The organism is Pedococcus aerophilus, from assembly GCF_039532215.1.
GTDB lineage: Bacteria > Actinomycetota > Actinomycetes > Actinomycetales > Dermatophilaceae > Pedococcus > Pedococcus aerophilus.
This window is the reverse complement of sequence record NZ_BAAARN010000005.1, coordinates 321,724-344,672: the sequence shown is the minus strand read 5'-3', so window position 1 is coordinate 344,672 and position 22,949 is coordinate 321,724. Positions and strand designations below refer to the sequence as shown.

Annotated in this window: 22 protein-coding genes; 14 read left to right on the top strand and 8 right to left on the bottom strand. The window is 71.0% G+C overall.

Annotated features, from left to right (window positions below):
• Window positions 1–25: 25 nt before the first annotated feature.
• The 6 genes from ABD286_RS18180 to ABD286_RS18155 all read right to left on the bottom strand — a co-directional run bounded on the left by ABD286_RS18180 (window position 26) and on the right by ABD286_RS18155 (window position 6,703).
• Window positions 26–805 carry a DeoR/GlpR family DNA-binding transcription regulator gene (locus tag ABD286_RS18180; RefSeq protein ID WP_344196110.1) on the bottom strand — a complete coding sequence of 260 codons (780 nt, stop codon included), beginning with the start codon at window positions 803–805 and terminating at the stop codon, window positions 26–28.
• Entirely contained in the window at window positions 805–1,836 is a 1,032-nt protein-coding gene (locus ABD286_RS18175) for a D-2-hydroxyacid dehydrogenase (protein WP_344196108.1), read from the bottom strand. The genes ABD286_RS18180 and ABD286_RS18175 overlap by 1 nt, the downstream gene beginning before the upstream one ends.
• Window positions 1,833–2,705: a carbohydrate ABC transporter permease gene (locus ABD286_RS18170; RefSeq protein WP_344196106.1), complete on the bottom strand. Its 873-nt coding sequence runs from the start codon at window positions 2,703–2,705 to the stop codon at window positions 1,833–1,835. Before ABD286_RS18170 ends, ABD286_RS18175 begins: the two co-directional genes overlap by 4 nt.
• An 11-nt stretch (window positions 2,706–2,716) precedes the next feature.
• Window positions 2,717–3,694 (bottom strand): carbohydrate ABC transporter permease, encoded by a 978-nt coding sequence (locus tag ABD286_RS18165; protein ID WP_344196104.1) that lies wholly within the window; start codon window positions 3,692–3,694, stop codon window positions 2,717–2,719.
• A gap of 54 nt (window positions 3,695–3,748) precedes the next feature.
• Window positions 3,749–5,083 carry an ABC transporter substrate-binding protein gene (locus tag ABD286_RS18160; protein ID WP_344196102.1) on the bottom strand — a complete coding sequence of 445 codons (1,335 nt, stop codon included), beginning with the start codon at window positions 5,081–5,083 and terminating at the stop codon, window positions 3,749–3,751.
• A gap of 108 nt (window positions 5,084–5,191) precedes the next feature.
• Entirely contained in the window at window positions 5,192–6,703 is a 1,512-nt protein-coding gene (locus ABD286_RS18155; protein ID WP_344196100.1) for a Rossmann-fold NAD(P)-binding domain-containing protein, read from the bottom strand.
• Between the two features lie 16 nt (window positions 6,704–6,719).
• On the opposite strand from ABD286_RS18155, the gene ABD286_RS18150 reads away from it, so the two are divergent.
• Window positions 6,720–7,040: a hypothetical protein gene (locus ABD286_RS18150; RefSeq protein ID WP_344196098.1), complete on the top strand. Its 321-nt coding sequence runs from the start codon at window positions 6,720–6,722 to the stop codon at window positions 7,038–7,040.
• A gap of 132 nt (window positions 7,041–7,172) precedes the next feature.
• Here the strand turns inward: ABD286_RS18150 and ABD286_RS18145 are convergent, their stop codons facing one another.
• Both ABD286_RS18145 and ABD286_RS18140 read right to left on the bottom strand, forming a co-directional pair.
• On the bottom strand, window positions 7,173–8,759 hold the full coding sequence (locus ABD286_RS18145; protein ID WP_344196096.1) for an ABC transporter permease: 1,587 nt from the start codon (window positions 8,757–8,759) through the stop codon (window positions 7,173–7,175).
• The gene (locus ABD286_RS18140) at window positions 8,756–9,670 is read right to left on the bottom strand and encodes an ABC transporter ATP-binding protein (RefSeq protein ID WP_344196094.1); all 915 of its coding nucleotides are present in this window, start codon (window positions 9,668–9,670) and stop codon (window positions 8,756–8,758) included. Before ABD286_RS18140 ends, ABD286_RS18145 begins: the two co-directional genes overlap by 4 nt.
• Window positions 9,671–9,723: 53 nt before the next feature.
• On the opposite strand from ABD286_RS18140, the gene ABD286_RS18135 reads away from it, so the two are divergent.
• The 13 genes from ABD286_RS18135 to ABD286_RS18075 all read left to right on the top strand — a co-directional run bounded on the left by ABD286_RS18135 (window position 9,724) and on the right by ABD286_RS18075 (window position 22,895).
• Window positions 9,724–10,212, top strand: coding sequence for a GbsR/MarR family transcriptional regulator (locus ABD286_RS18135; RefSeq protein ID WP_344196092.1), 489 nt, complete (start codon window positions 9,724–9,726; stop codon window positions 10,210–10,212).
• A gap of 88 nt (window positions 10,213–10,300) precedes the next feature.
• Window positions 10,301–11,896, top strand: a complete 1,596-nt coding sequence (locus tag ABD286_RS18130) for an acyl-CoA mutase large subunit family protein (protein ID WP_344196090.1) — start codon at window positions 10,301–10,303, stop codon at window positions 11,894–11,896.
• A 182-nt stretch (window positions 11,897–12,078) separates the two neighbouring features.
• On the top strand, window positions 12,079–13,296 hold the full coding sequence (locus tag ABD286_RS18125) for an amidohydrolase (protein ID WP_344196088.1): 1,218 nt from the start codon (window positions 12,079–12,081) through the stop codon (window positions 13,294–13,296).
• 126 nt (window positions 13,297–13,422) lie between these two features.
• On the top strand, window positions 13,423–14,469 hold the full coding sequence (locus ABD286_RS18120; protein WP_344196086.1) for a BMP family lipoprotein: 1,047 nt from the start codon (window positions 13,423–13,425) through the stop codon (window positions 14,467–14,469).
• Window positions 14,470–14,726: 257 nt separating this feature from the next.
• The gene (locus ABD286_RS18115; RefSeq protein WP_344196084.1) at window positions 14,727–16,190 is read left to right on the top strand and encodes an ABC transporter ATP-binding protein; all 1,464 of its coding nucleotides are present in this window, start codon (window positions 14,727–14,729) and stop codon (window positions 16,188–16,190) included.
• On the top strand, window positions 16,187–17,305 hold the full coding sequence (locus tag ABD286_RS18110; protein ID WP_344196082.1) for an ABC transporter permease: 1,119 nt from the start codon (window positions 16,187–16,189) through the stop codon (window positions 17,303–17,305). Before ABD286_RS18115 ends, ABD286_RS18110 begins: the two co-directional genes overlap by 4 nt.
• Window positions 17,302–18,570, top strand: a complete 1,269-nt coding sequence (locus tag ABD286_RS18105) for an ABC transporter permease (protein WP_344196080.1) — start codon at window positions 17,302–17,304, stop codon at window positions 18,568–18,570. The genes ABD286_RS18110 and ABD286_RS18105 overlap by 4 nt, the downstream gene beginning before the upstream one ends.
• Window positions 18,570–19,055: a cytidine deaminase gene (locus ABD286_RS18100; protein WP_344196078.1), complete on the top strand. Its 486-nt coding sequence runs from the start codon at window positions 18,570–18,572 to the stop codon at window positions 19,053–19,055. The genes ABD286_RS18105 and ABD286_RS18100 overlap by 1 nt, the downstream gene beginning before the upstream one ends.
• Window positions 19,056–19,221: 166 nt before the next feature.
• On the top strand, window positions 19,222–19,551 hold the full coding sequence (locus ABD286_RS18095; protein ID WP_344196076.1) for a hypothetical protein: 330 nt from the start codon (window positions 19,222–19,224) through the stop codon (window positions 19,549–19,551).
• 20 nt (window positions 19,552–19,571) lie between these two features.
• Window positions 19,572–19,937 carry a DUF559 domain-containing protein gene (locus ABD286_RS18090; RefSeq protein ID WP_344196074.1) on the top strand — a complete coding sequence of 122 codons (366 nt, stop codon included), beginning with the start codon at window positions 19,572–19,574 and terminating at the stop codon, window positions 19,935–19,937.
• A 121-nt stretch (window positions 19,938–20,058) separates the two neighbouring features.
• Window positions 20,059–21,348: a thymidine phosphorylase gene (locus ABD286_RS18085; protein ID WP_344196072.1), complete on the top strand. Its 1,290-nt coding sequence runs from the start codon at window positions 20,059–20,061 to the stop codon at window positions 21,346–21,348.
• A 9-nt stretch (window positions 21,349–21,357) separates the two neighbouring features.
• On the top strand, window positions 21,358–21,720 hold the full coding sequence (locus ABD286_RS18080) for a cupin domain-containing protein (RefSeq protein WP_344196070.1): 363 nt from the start codon (window positions 21,358–21,360) through the stop codon (window positions 21,718–21,720).
• Window positions 21,717–22,895: an adenosine deaminase gene (locus ABD286_RS18075; RefSeq protein ID WP_344196068.1), complete on the top strand. Its 1,179-nt coding sequence runs from the start codon at window positions 21,717–21,719 to the stop codon at window positions 22,893–22,895. The genes ABD286_RS18080 and ABD286_RS18075 overlap by 4 nt, the downstream gene beginning before the upstream one ends.
• The last annotated feature ends 54 nt before the right edge of the window (window positions 22,896–22,949 follow it).

The following is a 22,949-nucleotide window of genomic DNA, read 5'->3' as shown; positions in this document are numbered from 1 at the left end:
CGACCGGGGTCGGGGGGTCGGGCCCTCACAGAGAGGGGGCGATGAGCACGTCGACGCCCTGGGTGCGCAGGGCGTCGACGGCGTCGGGGGGTGCGTGCCCGGTGGTGACGAGCTCGGACACCGCGTCGAGCCCGGCGATCCGGTGGGGACTGCGGCGGGTGAACTTGCTGGAGTCGGCCAGGACGGTCAGGCGTGAGCCCTGCTGGGCCAGGATGCGGTCGGTCTCGCACTCGGTCGAGCTCGCGCCGAGCAGCCCGCCACGGTCGTCGATGCCGTAGACGCCCATGACGACGTGGTCGACGTGGACATCGCGGACGCTGGACTGGGCGAGCGAGCCGAGGAGGCTGAGCTCCGGGCGGCGCAGGGCCCCTCCGAGGAGGACCAGTTCGATGTCGGCGTTGGCCAGGCGGATGGCGACGTCCAGCGAGTTGGTCACGACGGTCACGTCCGGCACGTCGACGAGCAGCGGCGCGAGGGCCGCGGTCGTGGTGCCACCGGTGAGCAGCAGGGCGGAACCGGGGCGGACCAGGTCGCGGGCGGCCAGGGCGATCGCCTGCTTCTCCCGCTGGCGCTCGACCTCACGCATGAACGGCGGCAGCTCGGGCGCATCGGCCCCGTCGGCCTGCGCCTCGAGCACGGCGCCCCCGTGGACCCGGCGGGCGATGCCCTGACGCTCGAGCTCGTCGAGGTCGCGGCGGACCGTCGACTCGCTGACGCCGAGGTGGGCGGCGAGGGCCTCCACGCTGACGGCGTGCTGCTGGGAGAGGAGGGCCAGGGTCTCGGTGCGGCGCTGGACGGGGAGCATCAGTAACCTCTTTCGCGGTCGGCGACGTTGAGGAGCGGGGCTCCGTCGAGGTGGCGCCGGAGGTTCTCGGTGAACAAGGCCGTGACGGCCTCGAGGTAGTCAGGGGCGAACCCTGCCACGTGGGGCGTGACCATCGACTGCGGGTGGTTCCACAGGGGGTGGTCGGTCGGCAGCGGCTCCTGGGCGAAGACGTCGCTGGCCACCATGTCGAGCGGCCCGTCGTCGAGGGCGTCCAGGAGCGCGTCCTCGTCGACGACGCCGCCACGGCTGCCGTTGACGAGGACCGAGCCGGGCTTCATGACGGCGAGCTCGGTGGCGCCGATCATGCCTTGGGTCTCAGGGGTGAGTGGCACGGTGAGCGCGACGTAGTCGCTGCGGCGCAACAGCTCTGGCAGCTGGTGGGGGGAAAGGACCTCGACGTCGGGCACCGAGGCTGCGCTGTTGAACCTCGGCGCCGTGGCGTCGGGGGCAGGGGAGCGACGTAGGGCGACGACCTCCATGCCCAGGGCGCGGGCGAGGCGGGCGACCTCGGCACCGATCCGCCCGTAGCCGACGATGCCGAGGGTGCTGGTCCGCAGGTTGCGCGGCATGAGCTGCGACCAGCGGGTGGCGCGGTCCGGCCAGGTGCGCTGCGCTGCATACCTCTCGGTCTCCCGCAGGCGGTGCGCGTGGGCCAGCACGACCATGATGATCCACTCCGCGAGCGGCGCCGGGCTGACCCCGCCGAGCGTCGTGATCGTGGCGGGCCCCTCCCACAGACCCGTGCCGCGGCAGTGGTCCACGCCTGAGGTGTCGAGCTGGGCCCACCGAAGTGCGGGGGCCTCCTGGGGACCGGGGAGCAGGGCGCTGGTGTACATCACCTCGGCGGATGCGAGGACGTCGGCGGGCACGACTCCTGTGACGTCGCCGTCGTCCGGCACGGGGTGGTGGTGCACGACGATGCGCGGGTCCACGGCGCGGACGGCGTCGAGGAAGGAGTCGGGGAACCCGAGGGTGACCAGGACGGGAACCGGGGCGGGGGTGGTCGTCACTTCAGGCCCGTCCTCGCCACGCCCTCGACGAAGTAGCGCTGGAAGACCGCGAACACGAGCAGCATCGGCAGGATCGACAGGAACGACATCGCGAGCAGCGGCCCGAAGTTGGTGCTGAACTGGCTGATGAGGAACTGCAGGCCGACGGGCAGGGTGTAGGCGTTGGGGTCGGTGAGGACGATGAGCGGCCAGACGAACTCGTTCCAGCGCCACATGAAGGTGAAGATCACCAGCGCGGCGATGAGCGGCTTCGACAACGGCAGGACGATCGAGAAGAACGTCCGCAGGTGCCCTGCGCCGTCGACCCGTGCGGCCTCGATGAGCTCGTCGGGGATGCCGAGGAAGAACTGCCGTGCCATGAACAACCCGAAGGCCTCGGCGAGGCGGGGCAGGACCACGCCCCACGTGCTGTTGAGCAGGTTGAGGTCGATGACGATCTGGAACTGCGGGACCATGATGACCTGCACCGGCACCATGAGCGTGCTGATGATGAGCAGGAACAGCACGTTCCGCAGCGGGAAGCGCAGCTTGGCGAACGCGTAGCCGGCACAGAGGTTGATGGCCAGGGTGAGGGTCACCGACAGCGCGGCGATGACGACGGAGTTCGTCAGCCAGCGCGCGAACGGGTAGGCCTTCCACGGCTCGACGTAGTTGCGCCACAGCCACTCCTGCGGCCACAGCGGGACGGGGAGGTCGCTCAGCTCGGCGGTGCTCGCCAACGAGGTGCGGATCATCCAGTACATCGGGAACATCAGGACGAGGACCCCGAGGACCGCGACGGCGAGGCGGGTCAGCACGACCCGGCGCGACTGCGGTATGCCGCCCTCCCGCGCCTTCGTCGGCTCCTCCACCTCAGCGGGTGGCGTCATGGCAGCCATGCTCATGCTTCGTCCCTCCCTCGGGACAGGCGCCACTGCGCGATGGTGAAGAGCAGCACGATGACGTAGATGATGACGCCGATGGCAGCGGCATACCCCTGGCGACGCTGGTTGAACCCCTGGTCGTAGGCGTACTGGACGAGGAACGTCGTGGACGTGCCCGGGCCGCCACGGGTCAGGACGTAGACGACGTCGAAGACCTGGAAGCTGCCGATGATCGAGTAGACGACGAGGAAGAACGTCGTGGGCGCGAGCATCGGCCAGGTGATGTACCAGAACCGCCGCCACCCGACGGCGCCGTCGACAGCGCCCGCCTCGTACAGCTCGCCCGGGATGCCCTGCAGGCCGGACAGGTAGACGACCATCCCGAAGCCGATGCCCTGCCACGTGGTGACGATGATGACCGAGACGAGGGCCGCGGTGCCGCTGCCCTGCCAGTCGACGGCCGGCAGGCCGACGCCGGTGAACAGCTGGTTGAGGATGCCGGTGATGGGGTCGAACAGGCGCAGGAAGATGATGCCCGAGGCCACGCCGGAGATGACGACCGGCACGTAGACCAGGGCCCGCCACAGCCCCCGACCCGGCATGACCCGGTTGAGGAGCAGGGCGGCGCCGAGGCCGAGCGCGATGCCGATCGGGACCGTGATCGCCGTGTAGAGGACGGTGTTGAGCAGGGCCTTCCAGAACGTCGAGTCGCTGGCGATGTTGCGGTAGTTCTCCGTGCCGATCCAGCGCATCCGCCCGAAGCCGGAGTAGCGGTGCAGGCTGTACCAGAAGGTCAGCGCCAGCGGGATGAACATGAAGACGGTGAAGACGACCAGGGCGGGGCTCGCGAGCACGAGCCCCGCCCAGCGCTCGGCGCGCAGGGCGGCGTTGGCCGGTCCACGGCGAGGCAGCCGCAGGCGCGGGCCGCCGCGCGGCGCGCCTCGTCCTGCGCTGCCCCGAGCGGTCCGGCCGGCCGTGGGCGCCTGGGTCGTCATCGCGTCGTCATCGAGTCGTCATCGTGGTCGTCGTCCTGTCCCCGGTCCCGGGCCTCAGCCCTTCAGGGCCTTCTCGATGCCGGCGGTGATCGCGGAGATCACCGAGTCGGGCGTCGCGGACGGGTTCGACAGGAACTGGTCCATCGAGTCGACGAGGGCCTGGTTGATGCCGGGGAAGGCCGGCAGCGTCGAGGTCTTCACGAGCTCGTCGGGCATCGTGGTGGCCTGCTTCTGGAAGACGGGCATGAGGTCGGGCCGCGCGGCATACGTGAGCTTGGCGTCGGCGAGGTCCTTGCGCACCGGGAGCACGGTCGTCTGCTCGCAGAAGTACTGCATGTTCTCCTTGGTGACGAGGAACTTCGCGAACTCTGCTGCGACGTCCTTGTTCTTCGCGGCATCGGTGACGACGACCGCGTTGCCGCCGAGGTCGGTGGCCGCGGCGACGTCCCGGGGCAGGTAGGTGACGCCCCACTCGAACTTCTTCTTGATGGCGGCGTCGAGCGAGGGCACGAGGAAGTCGCCCGCCTGGATCATCGAGATCTTCTGGGTCGGGAAGATCTCGTCGGGGTAGGTGGGCCGCTTCACGAGGACGCTCGGGGCGTGCAGGCCCTTGGTGTAGAGGCCCTGGGTCCAGGTGAGGGCCTTGCGGGCGGCGTCGGTGTCGAGCGTGACGGTCTTCTGGCTGGCGTCGAGGACCGTGCCGCCGGCCTGGAAGAGGGTGTTGAACCAGCGGTAGGCGCCGTACAGCTGGTAGTTGAAGGCGAAGGGTGCGACGCCGGGGTTGGCGGCCTTGAGCTTGGTGAGGACGTCCTCGAACTCCTGCCAGGTCCACGCGGTCTCGAGGGTGCTCGGCACGTCGGTGATGCCGGCCTTGGCGAAGTGCGCCTTGTTGTAGACCAGGGCCGAGGTGTCCGTGTGGTGCGGGACGCCGACCGGGGCGCCGTCGAGGGTGACCGAGTTCCACAGGCCGGGGAAGAACGCGTCGCCGAACCCGTCGCCCATGTAGTCGGTGAGGTCGGCGAGGGCGCCGTTCTGGGCGTAGCCGCTGACGTCGGTGTAGGACACGCGGAACAGGTCCGGCGGCTGGTTCGCCTGGAGGCGACGGTCGACCACGGTCCGGATCTGGTCGTAGGGGAGCACCTCGATCTTCACGCTGGCGCCCCGGGCGGCCTGGAAGTCGGCGGCGATCTTCTTGAAGGCGGCGACCTCCTGGTCACTGCCCCACGTGGTGAGGGTGGCGGTCCCGGTGAGCTTCCCGGTGGTGGCCGATGCGGCGTTCTGGGTCGAGCCGCCGCCGCCTGAGCAGGCGGTCAGGGCGATCCCGGTGCCCACGAGTCCGGTGGTGCGCAGAAAGGTTCGACGGTCGAGCTGGAGTGCCTGGTGGGACATGTCCTTGGTCCTTCGGGTCCTGAGCCCGCGGCGCGGGGCGGATGTCAGAACGGTAGGACCACTTCCGAGCAGTGACAAGCATTCTCTAGCAGAAACTCTCAAAAACTCTCAGAGATGTCCGTGGAGGGAGGATGTGTCCGGGGTTGCCCATGCCCGGGCCGCCACCGGCTGCGGCACGGTGACGGCGGCCCCGTCGGCCCGGTGGCGGTGATGGGTCGCCGTGGTGCCGTGGGTGGTCACGACGTGCCACTCCGGGGCGCGGTCAGGGCCGACCTGCACCGGCGTGACGGTCGCGTTCTCGGCCGGACCGAGGTCGGTCGGGGCAGGTGGTCCGGCCAGCAGCACGAGCACCGCCCGTCCTGCTGCGCAGACGGCGACTGCGAGCGAGTTGCCCTGTGCCGCAATGCTTCCGGTGGTCACGTCTCCGTCGACGCGAAGGGTGGCCGCGGCGTCTGTCGCGCCGCAGCACCAGAGAGCGACGCCGCTGGCTTTGCCGTTGCCGGCGTCGACGGCGAGCAGGTCGAGGTGGTCGGTGTGCCAGGTCGCACCGACCACCCACGCGGTGCGGGGGAGCAGCGCGAGCGCCGCCACTCCCGTCTGCACGGGCTCCAGCTCCAGGACGGGGTATGCCGCGTCCGGTCGCCCGTGCAGGACCACCGGTCCGTCGGTGGTGGAGGCCACCACCCAGTGGTCGCCCTGCCCGTCGACCACGAGCGGTGCCGCCGCCACGACGTCGTGCAGCAGCGTGCCGTGGCGGGTGAAGCCGTCGGTCGGGGTCCAGACGTGCCGGTCGAGGTCGCCCGTCGGGGAGAGGGCCAGCACCTCGAGGAAGCTCGGACCCGCCACCGCCTGGGTGATCGACACCTGCACGTACCCGTGACCGTCGGCGAACCTCTTGGCCCCGCTCCACGACCCGGGCACGGCTCCGGCCCGGTGGTCCTCGTCGTCGGCATTCCACCAGCCCACCCAGATGCCGTCGCCCGCGGCGTCGGCCGCGACGAGCTCGAGGTTGCCCTGGTCGCCGTACACCCCTTGGGCGAACCCGACGCCACCCGTGACGGACGGCCACGGCTCCTCACGGATGACGGGAGCGCCGGGGCGTTCGTCCCAGGGCCTCACGCGGCCGAGCATCTCTTCGCTGGCAGGGTCGAGCGCGAGCGCGAGGGCTGCAGCGGAGATCTCCTCGGCCGTGTGCCACCGCGCCGACCCGGGGCCGCCGGTCCAGCCCAGGCGGAGCACCCGCACGTCGTCCGCGAGCTGCCACGACGCGGCCAGGGCGTCGCTGCCGCCGGGGTCGGACCACGCGGACGGCACGACCAGCACCGCGACCTCGCACCCGTCAGCCAGCCGGGCGAAGGCCTCGGGTGACGTGGCCGGGGCGTAGGCGATCACGGTGCGCGGCAACAGGTCTCGCGTGGCCAGCCACGAGGCGACGGCGTCGGGATCCCGGGCATCGAGGGCGACCCGCTCGTCCCAGTCGCCCTGCTCCAGGCGGCTGCCGCGGCTGATCCCCGCCGCCGGGTGACCGGCCGAACGCAGTGCAGCCCCGATCGGTGCGAGCACCCCCGAACTGCCCACGACGACATACCCTGCCCGTGCGTCCTCCACCGACCGTCCCATGAGCCAAGGATCGCCCATGCCGTGGATCACCCTCACCCTCCCGCCCCTGGCTGGCGCGCGGCCGGTGCCTGCCGACGACAGCCACCGGACCTCCGACGAGGAGCTCTGTCGGGCAGTGGGTGCGGCGGCCGCTGACGCGCTGGCGCTCACGCCGGCCGATGTCGTCGTCCTGCTCACGCGTGCCGTCGCCGGCGGGGGAGGCGCGGTCGTCACGGTGACGGGCTCGCCGCGCGCCGACGGCGCCGAGCAGCGGCTGCGGACGCTGGTCGCCGCGACGGTGGCGGATGCGCTCGGCCTGCCGGTGGACCTCGTCGCCGTCGTCCGCCAGACCACCTGAGTCCGCGCCCCGTCCGGCTCCCGTCGCGCAGCGCCCTGCGCCGCGGGTCTTTGAGCGCCTGACCACGCCCTGACGTGGTCAGGCGCTCAAAGACCCGGCTGGCGCCAGGAGCAGGGGAGAGGGGCGCCTCGGTCAGTGCACGTCGCGTCGGCGGAACAAGCTGCCCCCGGCCAGCACGAGCACTCCTGCCAGCGCTACCAGCGCCACCACCGGGGTCGGGTCGAAAGCCCCTCCGGGGAGCAGCGGCACGTGCCGGAACGGCGACAGCTCCTGGACCACCCGCGGGAGCTTCAACAGCTCGCCGAGCTGGCCGATGACCAGGCAGGCCGCCAGCACCACCCACGCGCCGATCGCCAGGCGGGACGCGGTGCCGTAGAGCAGCACCGCCACCGCGATCACCACCCACACCGGGGCCACCTGCACCAGGGCAGCCGGCAGCACCCGGGCGAACGACTCGCCCAGGTCGCCACGGGTCGCGCCGTCGGCGACGGCTGCGCCCACGCCGAGCAGGGCCAGAATCCCGGCGCTCCCGAGGAGCGCGAGGGTCACGTGGCTCATCAGCCAGCTCCAGCGCGAGGTGGCGGTCGACAGCGTCAGCTCCGCGCGGCTGGAGTTCTCCTCGCCGAGCAGCCGCAGCGCCGCGGCGACCCCGAAGCCCGCGACGACGGCCGCCATGATCCCGAACTCCGCCGCGATGAACGCGTCCGTGAGCGACCCCGTCCCGCCCAGGCTGCGGATCATTTCGCGCGCCTCGGGGGAGTCGAGCAGCGTCCCCGCACTGGAGGCGAACCCGCCCATCACCGCCCCGGCGAGCACGACCGCGAGCGACCAACCGAAGATCGCGGACCGCTGCAACCGCCAGGCGAGGGCGAGCGGCGAACCCATGGAGGTGTGGGCCGGCCCGGCCCGGTCGGCGAAGAGCCCCGAGCCGAGGTCGCGTCGGCTGCGCAGGACGTAGGCCGCCGCCATCGTCGCGACGGTGAAAACGACCGCGGGCAGCGCTGCCCACCACTGCTCGTCGGCGTACGGGCGCAGCTGCTGCGCCCACCCCAGCGGTGACAGCCACACGAGGAACCCCCAGGGCCCGTCACCGGACGCGTCGCCCGCCGCCCGGAGCAGGTATGCCGCCGCGACGCCACTTCCCGCGACCGCCGCCACCGTCCGCGCGCTGGCGGTGAGCTGCACCGCGACCGCAGCGACGCCGGTGAACGCGAGTCCCGAGACGAGCCAGGCCAGCCCGAGCGCGACCGAGCCGCCGAGCGGGAGGCCGGACGCGGCATACCCGATGGCGCACAGGGCGCTGGCGAGCAGGACGACGCCGGACGTGTGCAGGATCGCGGCGGTGAGCGGCGCGTGGCGGGAGATCACCCCTGCGCCGAGGAGCTCGACCCGACCGGTCTCCTCCTCCGTCCGCGTGTGGCGGCGCAGGAGGAAGACCGCGGTCAGCGCGACGGCCACGGCACCGGTGGACAGCATCTTCAGGCTGGCGAGCGAGCCGATCGACGCGTGGACCGGCCCGTAGAGCGCCACGAGCGCAGGGGATGCGTTGGCCGCCACGGCTGCCGAGGTGGCCTGGGCGGGGTCGGGGTAGAGGGCGACGGTCGCCGCAGCCGTGCTCCACGCCATCCCGCCGAGCAGGAGCACCACCACCGGCGCGAGCACCAGGTCGCGACGCAGCGCGAGCCGCCACAGGGTCCCGGTGCCGGTCGGCGCCCTCATGGCCGGGCCCCGGCGACGGGTTCCTCCGCGGGCTCGCGGTAGAGGTTCATGAAGAGCTCTTCCAGGCTCGGGGGAGCGCTGGTGATGCTGCGGATCCCGCACTGCGCCAAGAGGTTCATCACGGTCGAGAGCTCGTCGGGGTCGACGCCGAGGTGCACGTGGCGACCGTCGACGCGCAGGTCGTGGACACCTGGCACCGCCTCGAGCCCGGAAGGGGCGCGGTCGAGCTCGGCGTCCACGGTCGTCCTCGACAGGTGGCGCAGGTCGGCGAGGCTGCCGGTCTGGACCGTCCGGCCGGCGCGGATGATCGTCACGCGCTCGCAGAGGTGCTCGACCTCGCTGAGGATGTGGCTCGACAGCAGGACGGTGCGGCCCTCGGCGCGCACCTCGCGGATGCAGTCCCGGAAGACCTCCTCCATGAGCGGGTCCAGCCCCGAGGTCGGCTCGTCGAGGATGAGCAGCTCGGCGTCGGAGGCCAGGGCCGCCACGAGGGCCACCTTCTGCCGGTTGCCCTTGGAGTAGGCGCGGCCCTTCTTGGTGGGGTCGAGGTCGAAGCGCTCGAGCAGCTCGACCCGGCGACGCTCGTCGTGCCCGCCGCGCAACCGCCCGAGCAGGTCGATCACCTCGCCGCCAGTGAGGTTCGGCCAGAGGGCGACGTCCCCCGGGACGTAGGCGAGGCGCCGGTGCAGGGTCGCGGCCTCGCTCCACGGGTCGCCCCCGAGGAGGGTGACCTCTCCCGCATCGGCCCGCAGGAGACCGAGCAGCACCCGGATGGTCGTCGACTTGCCCGACCCGTTGGGGCCGAGGAACCCGTGGACCTCGCCCTGCCCGACCTCGAGGTCGAGGCCGTCGAGGGCCGCAGTGCGGCCGAACTCCTTGCGCAGCCCTGCCGCGTGGATCACGGTGGTCATGGCATCCACGGTACACAGTTTTCATTAAATACTGAATGTTCTAAAGTGTCGCCATGGTCACGCGGACGGCACCGACACCCGAGGACGAGCGAGCACGCTTCGTCGAGCGCTTCGGCTCCAGCCTGACGGCGGCAGGGTTCCCGAGGCTTCCGGCCAGGGTCTTCGCCTGCCTGCTCGCGCGGGACAGCGGCACCCTCACCGCCGCCGAGCTCGGCGAGGCGCTGGCCGTGAGCCCGGCTGCCGTCTCCGGGGCGGTCCGCTACCTCGAGACGACCCGGATGATCCACCGGGAGCGCGAGCCCGGCAGCCGGCGCGACGTCTTCGTCGTCGCCGACGACGCCTGGCACGACGTCATGATCAACTCCTCGGCGACGTACGGGCCGATCACCGCGACGTTGCGCGAGGGGGTCGGCCTCGTGGGCGGTCGCCGGACTCCCGCCGGTCACCGTCTCGCGCTCAGCGTCGAGTTCCTCGAGTTCATCACCGAGGAGATGAAGGGGATCGCCACCCGCTGGGAGGAGCGCCGGGCCCGCCTCGGGTGACGGTGTGCCGCGACCACACCACACGACGGCGGTGAGGTTGGCCACGGGCCGTGGGCGCGCGCCACACCCCGCCGTTAGGCTCCGCAGCATGGCCGCCGACGTCCCCGAAGCCCGTTCCGAGTCCGACCTCCCGATCAAGGCCGTGTACGGCGCGGAGGACCTCGCGGGGTTCGATCCCACGGAGCAGCTGGGCGAGCCGGGGCAGTACCCGTACACCCGCGGGGTGTACCCGAACATGTACACGGGGCGGCCGTGGACGATGCGGCAGTACGCCGGGTTCGGCACGGCGAAGGAGAGCAACGAGCGGTACCACGAGCTCGTCGCGAACGGCACCGGCGGGCTGTCCGTCGCCTTCGACCTGCCGACGCAGATGGGGTACGACTCCGACGAGGCGATCGCCAGCGGCGAGGTGGGCAAGGTCGGGGTGGCCATCGACTCCATCGACGACATGCGCACGCTGTTCGGCGGGCTGCCGCTCGGTGAGCTGTCGACGTCGATGACGATCAACGCGCCGGCCTCGACGCTGTTGCTGATGTACCAGCTCGTCGCCGAGGAGAACGGCGCCGAGAGCGCCAAGCTCGCCGGGACGATCCAGAACGACGTGCTCAAGGAGTACATCGCGCGCGGCACCTACATCTACCCGCCCAAGGAGTCGCTGCGCCTCATCAGCGACATCTTCGCCTACTGCGCCAAGGAGATGCCGCGCTGGAACACCATCTCCATCAGCGGGTACCACATGGCCGAGGCCGGGGCGACGCCTGCGCAGGAGATCGCGTTCACCCTGGCCAACGCCAAGGAGTACGTGCGCGCTGCGATCGCTGCCGGCCTGGACGTCGACGAGTTCGCCCCGCGGTTGTCGTTCTTCTTCGTCGCCCGGACCACGCTGCTGGAGGAGGTCGCGAAGTTCCGTGCGGCGCGACGGATCTGGGCGCGGATCATGCGTGAGGAGTTCGGGGCGACGAACCCCAAGAGCCTGATGCTGCGGTTCCACACCCAGACCGCGGGTGTCCAGCTCACCGCCCAGCAGCCCGAGGTCAACCTCGTTCGGGTCGCGCTCCAGGGCCTGGGCGCCGTCCTCGGTGGCACGCAGTCGTTGCACACCAACTCCTTCGACGAGGCCATCGCGCTGCCGACCAAGAAGGCCGCCCGCCTCGCCCTGCGCACCCAGCAGGTCATCGCCTACGAGACCGATGTGACGAAGACCGTTGACCCGTTTGCCGGTTCGTACGTCGTGGAGTCCATGACCGACGACGTCGAGGCTGCTGCCCTCGAGCTGATCCAGGCCGTCGAGGACCGCGGTGGCGCGGTCGCGGCGATCGAGCAGGGCTTCCAGAAGTCAGAGATCGAGCGCTCCGCCTACCGGATCGCCCTCGAGATCGACAACAAGGAGCGCACGGTCGTCGGGCTCAACCGCTTCGCCCTCGACGAGGAGGAGCCCTACGAGCCACTGCGCGTCGACCCGCAGATCGAGCACGACCAGCGCGAGCGGCTCGCCGCCCTGCGGGCCGAGCGCGACAACGAGGCCGTCGAGCGAGCGCTCGAGGCGGTGCGCGAGGCCGCGCGCGGCACCGACAACCTGCTCTACCCGATGAAGGAGGCGCTGCGGCTGCGCGCGACCGGCGGCGAGGTCAGCCACGCCCTGCGCGACGTCTGGGGCCTGTACGTCCCGCGCGAGACCTTCTGAGCGCCCGGCACCCCCGAAGTCTCCGCGCGATACCCGGCGCCCCCGCGCCATACCCGGGTCTTTGAGGGATCCGACGTGTCCTGGTCCGTCGGATCCCTCAAAGACCTCGGGAACGGGCCGCGCCACGTCACCTGCCGACCCGCCGGGCGGCGCCGCTCGCCGCGAGTAGAGTGCGCCGGGACATGAGCGACAACCACCTGCTGACCGACCTCGGCACCGCCATCGACGCCCTGGCACCCGCGCTCCTGGCCCTCCAGCGCGACGTCCACGCCTACCCCGAGCTGTCCCGCGGGGAGGTGCGCACCACGGCCAAGGTCGAGGAGATCCTCCGCGCCGCCGGGGTGGCCACCCGGATGCTCCCGGTGACGGGGCTGGTGGCCGATCTCGGCGCCGAGCAGCCCGCGTACCGCGTGGCCCTGCGCGCCGACCTCGACGCCCTGCCGGTGGGGGAGCGGACCGGCGTGGCCTGGTCCTCGACCACCGAGGGCATCTGCCACGCCTGCGGCCACGACGTCCACGTCGCTGCCGTGCTCGGCGCCGGCCTCGCGCTCAAGGAGCACGAAGGCCAGCTGCGCGAGCGGGGCATCGGTGTGCGCCTGCTGTTCCAGCCCGCCGAGGAGGTCATCCCCGGCGGGGCGGTCGACCTCATCGCCGAGGGCGCCCTCGACGGCGTCGACGCCATCTTCGCCGTCCACTGCGACCCCAGCCTCGACGTGGGCAGCGTCGGCCTGCGCGACGGGGCCATCACCGCCGCCGCCGACCGCGTCGTGGTGCACCTCAGCGGTCGCGGCGGCCACACCTCCCGCCCGCACCTCACCGAGGACCTCACGTTCGCGCTGGCCAAGGTCGTCACGGAGATGCCGGCCGTGCTGTCGCGGCGCCTCGACCCGCGGACGGCGTTCGCGCTGGTCTGGGGCGAGCTGCACGCCGGCCAGGCCGCCAACGTCATCCCCTCCAGCGGCCTCGTCGCGGGCACCCTGCGCATGCTCGACGCCACCGCGTGGACCACCGTCGGACCGCTCCTCGCCGAGGCCCTCGAGCACATCGTGGCCCCGTATGCCGTCACGGCGGTGCTCGAGCACGTCCAGGGCGTGCCCCCCGTGGTCAACGACCCCGAGGCGATCGAGGTGCTGCGCCGGGCCGCCGAGGGGATGGGGATCGTCCCCGTCGGGACGCCCCAGTCCCTGGGCGGCGAGGACTTCGCGTGGTACCTGCGGGAGGTGCCCGGGGCGATGGCACGGCTGGGGACGCGCACCCCCGGCGGGACGACCTACGACCTGCACCAGGGAGACCTCGTCGTCGACGAGACCTCGGTCGTCCGGGGCGCTCGCCTGCTGGCTGGTGCAGTTGTGGCCGGTGTGGTCAAGAGCAGCGCGGAACGGACAGTCGCGGATCGGTAACGGTTTGCAAGAACTGCGCCAGAAGGCTGTCGGAGGCCGCAGTTCTTACGGCTATCCTCACGCCCTAGTGGCGCACCAGCGCGCCTCATGCATACCTAGGAACAGGAGACAGCCTTGCGTCACACGATGAAGGTTGCAGCGGTCATGTCGGTGGCAGCACTGACGCTGGCCGCGTGCGGTGACTCGGGCACCGACGAGCCGGCCGCCAGCGGATCGGGCTCGAGCTCGGCCGCCAAGAGCGACATCAAGGTCGGTATGGCCTACGACGTGGGTGGCCGTGGCGACCAGTCGTTCAACGACGCCGCAGCAGCCGGCCTCGACAAGGCCAAGGCCGACCTCGGCGTGGAGATCAAGGAAGCCGCAGCCGTCAACGGTGAGAACGAGGCCGCTCGCGAGGAGCGCCTGCAGCAGCTCGTCGACGCCGGCTACACGCACGTCGTCGCGGTGGGCTTCGCCTACGCCCAGTCGGTCGGCAAGGCCGCGAAGGCGAACCCCGACGTGAACTTCGCCATCGTCGACGACGCCTCGGACGACTCCAAGGGCGACAACGTCGACCAGATCACCTTCGCCGAGAACGAGGGCTCGTTCCTCGTCGGCGCGGCGGCCGCGCTGAAGTCGAAGGCCAAGCACATCGGCTTCGTCGGCGGTGTCAACACGCCCCTCATCAAGAAGTTCGAGGCGGGCTACATCGCGGGCGCCAAGGCCGTGAACCCCAGCATCAAGGTCGACAGCCAGTACCTCACCCAGCCGCCGGACTTCAGCGGCTTCGGTGACCCGGCCAAGGGCAAGACCGCGGCCGAGGGCATGTTCCAGGCCGGCGCCGACGTGGTCTACCACGCAGCCGGTGGCTCCGGTGGTGGCGTCTTCACCGCCGCGAAGGCCGCAGGTGGCCTCGCGATCGGTGTCGACTCCGACCAGGCGCTGACCGCCCCGGCGGACGTCCGCTCCGTCATCATGACCTCGATGATCAAGAAGGTCGACGTCGCGGTGTTCGACTTCATCAAGGCCGCGGCCGACGGCCAGGAGAAGACGGGCAACAACGTCTACGACCTCAAGTCCGGCGGTGTCGACTACTCCACGACCGGTGGCCAGGTCGACGACATCAAGTCCAAGCTGGACGACTACAAGCAGCAGATCATCGACGGCAAGATCACGGTGCCCGTCACCCCCTGATCCCTTTGGTGGTCCACACGGCCCGGGCGGCGCGGTAGCGTCTGACCCGGGCCGTGTGCTTGTCCCGCACACCATCGACCCGATCACCGCGTCCGCGACCCGGACACCCCGAAACACGCACCACATCGCCTGCACCGCTGCGGGCCCGGACCAGGAGTGTCGCCATCACTGCCTCCCCACCCCTGACTCAGCCCACCGCCGACGCAGGCGCCCCAGCCGTCGAGCTCGAGGGCATCACCAAGCGTTTCCCCGGCGTCGTGGCCAACAAGGACGTGACCTTCTCCGTCCGGCGCGGCACCGTCCACGCGATCGTGGGGGAGAACGGCGCGGGCAAGTCCACGCTGATGAAGATCCTGTACGGCGTGCAGCGCCCCGACGAGGGGACCATCAAGGTCAACGGCACGGCGGTCGACCTTCACTCGCCGTCCGACGCGATCGCCGCCGGCATCGGCATGGTCTTCCAGCACTTCATGCTCGCCGACAACCTCACCGTGCTCGAGAACGTCGTCCTCGGTGCGGAGAAGCTGCACGGGATCGGCGACAAGGCGCGCGCGGAGATCCAGCGGATCTCCGACGCCTACAAGCTCGACGTGGACCCGGATGCCCTGGTCAGCGACCTCGGCGTCGGGGCCCGCCAGCGCATCGAGATCCTCAAGGTCCTGTTCCGCGGGGCCAAGACGCTCATCCTCGACGAGCCGACCGCCGTCCTCGTGCCGCAGGAGGTCGACGAGCTGTTCGACCAGCTCGCCGAGCTCAAGGACGAGGGCCTGACGGTCCTGTTCATCTCCCACAAGCTCGACGAGGTGCTCAAGGTCGCCGACTCGATCACGGTGATCCGGCGCGGCACGACGATCGACACGGTGGACCCGAAGACCGTGAACGCCCGTCAGCTGGCCGAGCTCATGGTCGGCTCGGAGCTGCCGTCGCCGACGACGGAGGAGTCGACCGTCACCGACCGGGTCCTGCTCTCGGTCGACAACCTGGTCCTCGGTGGCGGCTCCGGGCGCCCCCTGCTCGACGACATCTCGCTCGCCATCCACGCGGGTGAGGTCCTCGGCATCGCCGGCGTCGAGGGCAACGGCCAGGCCGAGCTCGTCGAGGTCATCATGGGGATGCGCGAGCCCACCTCGGGCACCGTCCGCCTCGAGTCGACGGACATCTCCGACTGGGGCGTCCGCGAGATCCGCGAGGCCGGCGTCGGCTACATCCCCGAGGACCGCCACCGCCATGCCCTGCTGCTCGAGGCGCCGCTGTGGGAGAACCGCATCCTCGGGCACCAGACCGAGTCGCCCAACGTCAAGGGCCAGCTCATCGACGCTGCGGCCGCCAAGGCCGACACCCAGCGCATTGTCACCGAGTACGACGTGCGCACCCCGTCGATCTTCGTCACCGCCGGCTCGTTGTCCGGTGGCAACCAGCAGAAGCTCATCATCGGTCGCGAGATGAGCCACCACCCCAAGGTGCTCATCGCCGCCCACCCCACCCGCGGCGTCGACGTCGGGGCGCAGTCGAGCATCTGGGACCACATCCGTGCCGCCCGGCGCGAAGGGCTCGCGGTGCTCCTCATCTCCGCGGACCTCGAGGAGCTGATCGGGCTGTCCGACACCATCCGCGTGATCCTGCGCGGCAAGCTGTCCGGCGACTTCGACCCGGACGAGGTGACCGCCGAGGACCTCGGCGCCGCCATGACCGGTGCCGGCGAGAAGGAGCAGACCCGATGAAGGCCCTCAACCCGCGCCGGATCCTGATGAGCGCGGCCGCCCCGGTCCTGGCGCTCGTTGTGGCGTTCGTCGTCACCTCGCTCGTGCTGGTCGCGGTCGGCGACCCGGTCTGGGAGGTCTGGAAGACCATCCTGGCCGTGCCGAAGCCGCGCCAGAGCGTCAACATCATCAACGCCGCCGCCGTCTTCTACCTGTCGGCCATCGCGGTCGCGGTGGGCTTCCGGATGAACCTGTTCAACATCGGCGTCGACGGCCAGTACCGCGTCGCAGCCTTCGCGGCCGCCGTCTTCGCCGGTCAGGCGTGGCTCCCCGGGCCGCTGAACATCCTCGTCAGCATCATCGTCGCGATGGTGGCCGGCGGGCTGTGGGCCAGCATCGCGGCATACCTCAAGGTCAAGCGCGGTGTCTCCGAGGTGATCTCCACGATCATGCTGAACGCCATCGCCACGGGCATCGTCAGCTGGCTGCTGCTCAAGGCCTCGGACCGGGCCGAGGGCAGCAACCGGATCGAGACCAAGACGATCCCCGAGTCCTCGCAGCTCGAGGGCTTCCAGCTCATCCCGGGCGCCACCAACCGCGTCTACACCCTGCTGCTGCTCGCCGTGCTCGTCGGGTTCCTCTACTGGTTCGTCCTGGGCAAGACGCGGTTCGGGTTCGACCTGCGTGCCACCGGTCGCTCCGAGAGCGCTGCGGTGGCCAGCGGAGTCAAGGTCCCGCGCATGGTGATGACCGCGATGATCGCCTCCGGCGCGCTGGCCGGGCTCATCGGCATGCCGCTGCTGTTCGGCCAGGACCACAACTACGGCACGACGTTCCAGTCCGGGCTCGGGTTCGCCGGCATCGCGATCGCCCTGCTCGGCCGCAACAACGCCGTGGGGATCGCGTTCGCCTCCCTGCTCTGGGCGTTCCTCGACGTGCAGTCCAACGCGCTGCAGATCCAGGCCGACGTCGCCCAGGAGCTCGTCAACATCATCCAGGGCGTGATCCTCTTCGCCGTCGTCATCGCCTACGAGCTGATCCGGCGGACCGACAAGCGGCTCGAGCAGACCCGCGTCGCCAAGGAGCTGGCCGCCTCGCAGCCTGCGTCCGCCTCCAAGGAAGGAGCACCGGCATGAGCGCCGCCGGACTCGAGGTCGGCACGACGACCGTGACCGGACGACCCAAGCACAAGCGCCGCTACGGACCTCGCGAGTGGGCGGTCATCGCCATCGGCGTCCTGGCCGTCATCGCGATCCTGCGCGTCGCCACCGGCGCCAACGACATCGCCTCCTCCGGCGCGCTGGCCGCCGCCATCGGCCTGGCCGTCCCGATCGGCCTCGCCGGTCTCGGTGGCCTGTGGTCCGAGCGCGCGGGTGTGGTCAACATCGGCCTCGAGGGCATGATGATCCTCGGCACCTGGGGAGCCGGGTTCTTCGGCTACCACATGGGGCCGTGGGCGGGTGTGCTCGGCGCCATCGCCATGGGCATGATCGGTGGGCTCATCCACGCCGTCGCCACGGTGACCTTCGGGGTCGACCACATCGTCTCCGGTGTCGCCATCAACATCATCGGCCTCGGCGTCGCCAAGTACCTCGCCGCCCGGTTCTTCACCGGCCTGCCCGGCGGTGGTCCCACGCAGTCGCCGCAGGTCAAGGAGCTGCCGTCGTTCACGCTCCCGGGCGTGTCCCCGGCGCTCGGCGACCTCGAGAAGAAGCACTGGTTCTTCGTCAGCGACCTCGCCGCCGTCCTGCGGGCGGTCTGCACCAACCTCTCGGTGCTCACGATCATCGCGATCCTGCTGTTCGTGGCGACCTGGTGGATCCTGTGGCGCTCGGCGTTCGGCCTGCGACTGCGCTCGGTGGGCGAGTCGCCCGTCGCCGCGGAGTCCCTGGGCGTCAACGTGCTGCGCTACAAGTTCCTCGCCGTCCTGATCTCCGGTGGCCTCGCCGGCCTCGGTGGCGGGTTCCTCGCTCTCGTCGCGGCCAGCATCTACCGCGACGGCCAGACCGGTGGCCGCGGCTACATCGGCCTCGCGGCGATGATCTTCGGCAACTGGCGCCCGGGCGGCCTGCTCACGGGTGCCGCGCTGTTCGGCTACACCGATGCCGTCCAGCTGCGTGGTGGCGCCACCGTGCACGCCTTCCTCCTGCTCTTCGCGGTGCTGCTCATCGCCGTCGGCATCTGGCAGATCGTGCGCAATCACCGCACCGTGCAGGGTGTCCTCGCGATCGTCGTGGGTGTCCTCGTCGGCTGGTGGTACCTCGCCGCCGACGCCGTCCCTGCCGAGCTCACCGGCACGACCCCCTACGTCACCACGTTGCTCGTGCTCGCGTTCGCCTCCCAACGGCTACGCATGCCAGCGGCCGACGGGCAGATCTACCGCAAGGGCGAGGGGCACTAGTGGCCCCCGAGTCCAGCCCTGCCCACGACGCCAACCAAGGGCAGGAGGGGTATGGCGCGGAGCCGGCTGCGCGCCATACCCCCGAGGTCGACTGGGAGGCCCTGCGGGCCAAGGCGGTCGAGATCATGGGCCGGGCCTATGCGCCCTACTCCCGCTTCCCCGTGGGGGTCGCGGGGATCGTCGACGACGGCCGCCTCGTGTGGGGCTGCAACGTCGAGAACGCGGCGTACGGCGTGGCCCTGTGCGCGGAGTGCGGCCTCGTGTCGCACCTGCACGCGACCGGTGGAGGCCGCCTCGTCGCGGTGTCCTGCGTCGGGCGCGACGGCGAGCCGCTCATGCCGTGCGGCCGCTGCCGCCAGCTGCTGTGGGAGAACGGCGGGCCCACCTGCCTGCTGCTCACCCCCGAGGGCGTGCTGCCGATGAGCGAGCTGCTGCCCCAGGCGTTCGGCCCCGACAACCTCTCGATCGCCGCCCCACCCGCCTGACGCCTGCCGCCCGCTTGACTGGCCGACCGCCTCGGCAAGTCGCGCCGGATCTGTCGCGAATCGCCCCTCGCCCGCGCGGTGAGGGGCGATTCGCGCACGATCGGGCGCGAACAGACCCTGTGGACAACCCCGGACCGCTTCCGATGTGGTCGGACACGCTGTCGGTATGGAGCGTCTGCCGTTCGTCTTCCTCCGCACCGAGGCCCGTGCGGAGGGTCTGACCGACAAGGCGCTGCGCGGGCCGCTGGTGCAGCGGGTGCTGCACGGGGTCTACGTCCGAGCCGGCGTGACCGTCGACGTACGGGTGCGGACGCTGGCTGCCCTGCGTCTGGCACCTGCTGGGACGGTCGCAGCAGGGTCCACCGCCGCAGTCCTCCTCGGCGGCGTGGTGCCACCGGACCACCGCATCCACCTGCGCCTGCCCCATGGTCAGCTCAGGCGAAAGGGCACCGAGGCAGGCACGCTGCGATCGCGCGGCGGGCTGCCGGGCTCGTGAGACGTGGGGTGGACTCGCCGATGGAGTCCCGGTTGCGCATGCTGCTCGTGCTGGCCGGGCTGCCCGAACCGGTCGTCAACCACATCGAGTACACCGACGACGGGCGGTGGTTGCGGCGTTTCGACCTGTCGTATCCCGAGCACCGGCTCGCGATCGAGTACGACGGGCGTCAGCACGCCGAGAGCACCAGGCAGTGGCAGCGGGACGTCGAGCGACGGGAGGGCCTCGACCAGGACGGCTGGCGGCTCGTCGTCGTGCTGTCCCGGGGCGTCAACGGTCGGCCGAGGGAGACCCTCGACCGGGTGGTCGCGGCGATGAGGGCGTGCGGCATGCCTGCCCGGATCAGAAGCGACGAGTGGCGGATCCACTTCCCCGGGCGGGGGTGAGTGCTTTCGGCCGGATCCTGCACGAATCGCCCTCCGCCGTCGCGGACGGGGGCGATTCGCGCACGATCGGGCGACGGCTGCCCCGTGTCGGAGCGCCGATGGGATCTGACACGATGAGGCCATGAGCGAGAGCTTCGATGCCGTCGACGTCATCATCACCAAGCGGGGCCGGGGCGAGCTGTCCGACGGCCAGATCGACTGGGTGATCGACGCGTACACCCGGGGCGCGGTCGCCGACGAGCAGATGTCCAGCCTGGCGATGGCGATCCTGCTCAACGGCATGAACCGTCGCGAGATCTCCCGCTGGACGAACGCCATGATCAACAGCGGTGAGCGGATGGACTTCTCGTCCCTGTCGCGCCCCACCGCCGACAAGCACTCGACCGGCGGGGTCGGCGACAAGATCACCCTGCCGCTCGCCCCGCTGGTGGCCGCCTGCGGTGTCGCCGTCCCGCAGCTCTCGGGCCGCGGCCTCGGCCACACCGGTGGCACCCTCGACAAGCTCGAGGCGATCCCCGGCTGGCGGGCCGGCATGAGCAACGAGCAGATGATGCAGCAGCTCGAGGACGTCGGCGCCGTCATCTGCGCGGCCGGCGACGGCCTGGCCCCGGCCGACAAGAAGCTCTACGCCCTGCGCGACGTCACCGGCACCGTCGAGGCGATCCCGCTCATCGCCTCCTCGATCATGAGCAAGAAGATCGCCGAGGGCACGGGCGCGCTGGTCCTGGACGTCAAGGTCGGCAGCGGCGCGTTCATGAAGAACGTCGACGACGCCCGTGAGCTCGCCCGCACGATGGTCGACCTCGGCACCGACGCCGGGGTGAAGACGGTCGCGATGCTCACCAACATGCAGGTGCCGCTCGGCCTCACGGCCGGCAACGCCCTCGAGGTCCGCGAGTCGGTCGAGGTGCTGGCCGGCGGCGGACCCGCGGACGTCGTCGAGCTGACCCTGGCGCTGGCCCGCGAGATGCTCGCCGCCGCTGGTCGCGCTGACGTCGACCCCGCCGACGCGCTCGAGGACGGCCGCGCGATGGACGCCTGGAAGGCCATGATCCGCGCGCAGGGGGGCGACCCCGACGCCACGCTGCCGGTCGCCAAGGAGACCCACGAGGTCCTCGCCCCCGCCGACGGTGTCCTCACCGAGCTCGACGCCCTCAAGGTCGGCGTCGCGGCCTGGCGCCTCGGTGCCGGCCGTGCTCGCAAGGAGGACCCCGTCCAGGCCGGTGCCGGGGTCGAGATGCACGCCAAGCCGGGCGCCACCGTCCGCGCGGGCGAGAAGCTGCTCACGCTCCATACCGACACCCCCGAGCGCTTCGAGCGCGCGCTGGAGTCGTTGGAGGGTTCGTTCACCATCGCCCCCGGGGGCAGCCGCCCCGACCTGCTCCCGCTCGTCATCGAGAAGATCTCCTAGGACCCCACCGTGCCCCAGCTCATCAGCACCCCCACGACCATCCCCGTCCCCGGCGGCAAGGTCATCGACGAGCACGTCGGTCGCGTCACCACCGGCACCGACGCCGTCTCCGTCGCCCACATGAAGGCACCGGCCGACTGGAGCGAGCCGTTCCAGACGCCGCAGTTCGACGAGATCACCCTCGTCCTCGCCGGTGCGGTCCTGCTCGACCACGACGGTGGTCAGCTGCGCGTCGAGGCCGGCCAGAGCGTCATCACCAGGGCGGGGGAGCGGATCCGCTACTCCACCGGCGAGGACGGCGCGGAGTACGTCGCCGTCTGCCTGCCAGCGTTCTCTCCCGAGACCGTCGGCCGTGAGGAGGAGGGCGAATGATCTTCGGCCGCAAGGACAAGAACGACGCGACGTCCGCCGCCGCACCCGAGCCCGGCTCGGTCGATGACCTCGTGCTGCGTGCGCCCAAGGCGCTGCTGCACGACCACCTCGACGGTGGGCTCCGGCCGCAGACGATCATCGAGATCGCCGAGCAGGTCGGGTATGACGCGCTGCCGGCGACCGACGCCGAGAGCCTCGGTGCGTGGTTCCGCGAGAGCGCGGACTCGGGTTCGCTGGTGCGGTACCTCGAGACGTTCGACCACACGCTGGCCGTGATGCAGACCGCCGACGGGCTGCGCCGCGTGGCCCGGGAGTGCGTCCTCGACCTCGCCGCCGACGGCGTGGTCTACGCCGAGAGCCGGTACGCCCCGGAGCAGCACCTGTCCGCGGGCCTGTCGCTCGAGGAGGTCGTCGAGGCCGTCAACGCCGGCTTCCGCGAGGGGGAGAAGGAGGCAGCGGCCGCCGGTACGCCGATCCGCGTCACGGCGCTCCTCACCGCGATGCGGCACGCGGCCAAGAGCACCGAGATCGCCGAGCTGGCGGTCCGCTACCGCGACCAGGGTGTCGCCGGCTTCGACATCGCCGGGGCCGAGGCGGGCTTCCCGCCCACCCGTCACCTCGACGCCTTCGAGTACCTGCGTCGCGAGAACGCGCACTTCACGATCCACGCCGGCGAGGCGTTCGGCCTGCCCAGCATCTGGGAGGCGATCCAGTGGTGCGGCGCCGACCGGCTCGGCCACGGCGTGCGCATCGTGGACGACATCCTCGTCAACGACAAGCCGTTCGCGGACAACCCCGGGAAGGCGCTCGACGCCGACCGCGAGGACATCTACCTCGGTCTGCTCGCGGCCTACGTGCGCGACACCCGCATCCCGCTGGAGATGTGCCCGAGCAGCAACATCCAGACCGGTGCCGCGGAATCCATTGCGCTGCACCCGATCTCGCTGCTCAAGCGGCTGCGCTTCCGGGTCACGGTCAACACCGACAACCGCCTCATGAGCGGCACGTCGATGTCCCGCGAGATGGGGCTGCTCGTCACCGAGGCCGGCTGGACGATCGAGGACCTGCGCTGGGTCACGATCAACGCGATGAAGTCGGCGTTCCTGCCGTTCGACGAGCGGCTCGCGATCATCGAGGACGTCGTCAAGCCGGGGTATGCCGCCCTCGAGTCCTGAAGAGAGTATTTACAGGGGTCGGAATAAGTGCTTTCATCCTTCGTGAGCGGGTCG

Coding starts and splice junctions, on each gene's coding strand:
- ABD286_RS18180 (WP_344196110.1), bottom strand. CDS start 805: ATGCTCCCCGTCCAGCGCCGCACCGAGACCCTGGCCCTCCTCTCCCAG.
- ABD286_RS18170 (WP_344196106.1), bottom strand. CDS start 2,705: ATGACGCCACCCGCTGAGGTGGAGGAGCCGACGAAGGCGCGGGAGGGC.
- ABD286_RS18165 (WP_344196104.1), bottom strand. CDS start 3,694: ATGACGACCCAGGCGCCCACGGCCGGCCGGACCGCTCGGGGCAGCGCA.
- ABD286_RS18160 (WP_344196102.1), bottom strand. CDS start 5,083: ATGTCCCACCAGGCACTCCAGCTCGACCGTCGAACCTTTCTGCGCACC.
- ABD286_RS18155 (WP_344196100.1), bottom strand. CDS start 6,703: ATGGGACGGTCGGTGGAGGACGCACGGGCAGGGTATGTCGTCGTGGGC.
- ABD286_RS18150 (WP_344196098.1), top strand. CDS start 6,720: ATGCCGTGGATCACCCTCACCCTCCCGCCCCTGGCTGGCGCGCGGCCG.
- ABD286_RS18145 (WP_344196096.1), bottom strand. CDS start 8,759: ATGAGGGCGCCGACCGGCACCGGGACCCTGTGGCGGCTCGCGCTGCGT.
- ABD286_RS18140 (WP_344196094.1), bottom strand. CDS start 9,670: ATGACCACCGTGATCCACGCGGCAGGGCTGCGCAAGGAGTTCGGCCGC.
- ABD286_RS18135 (WP_344196092.1), top strand. CDS start 9,724: ATGGTCACGCGGACGGCACCGACACCCGAGGACGAGCGAGCACGCTTC.
- ABD286_RS18130 (WP_344196090.1), top strand. CDS start 10,301: ATGGCCGCCGACGTCCCCGAAGCCCGTTCCGAGTCCGACCTCCCGATC.
- ABD286_RS18125 (WP_344196088.1), top strand. CDS start 12,079: ATGAGCGACAACCACCTGCTGACCGACCTCGGCACCGCCATCGACGCC.
- ABD286_RS18120 (WP_344196086.1), top strand. CDS start 13,423: ATGAAGGTTGCAGCGGTCATGTCGGTGGCAGCACTGACGCTGGCCGCG.
- ABD286_RS18110 (WP_344196082.1), top strand. CDS start 16,187: ATGAAGGCCCTCAACCCGCGCCGGATCCTGATGAGCGCGGCCGCCCCG.
- ABD286_RS18105 (WP_344196080.1), top strand. CDS start 17,302: ATGAGCGCCGCCGGACTCGAGGTCGGCACGACGACCGTGACCGGACGA.
- ABD286_RS18095 (WP_344196076.1), top strand. CDS start 19,222: ATGGAGCGTCTGCCGTTCGTCTTCCTCCGCACCGAGGCCCGTGCGGAG.
- ABD286_RS18090 (WP_344196074.1), top strand. CDS start 19,572: ATGGAGTCCCGGTTGCGCATGCTGCTCGTGCTGGCCGGGCTGCCCGAA.
- ABD286_RS18085 (WP_344196072.1), top strand. CDS start 20,059: ATGAGCGAGAGCTTCGATGCCGTCGACGTCATCATCACCAAGCGGGGC.
- ABD286_RS18075 (WP_344196068.1), top strand. CDS start 21,717: ATGATCTTCGGCCGCAAGGACAAGAACGACGCGACGTCCGCCGCCGCA.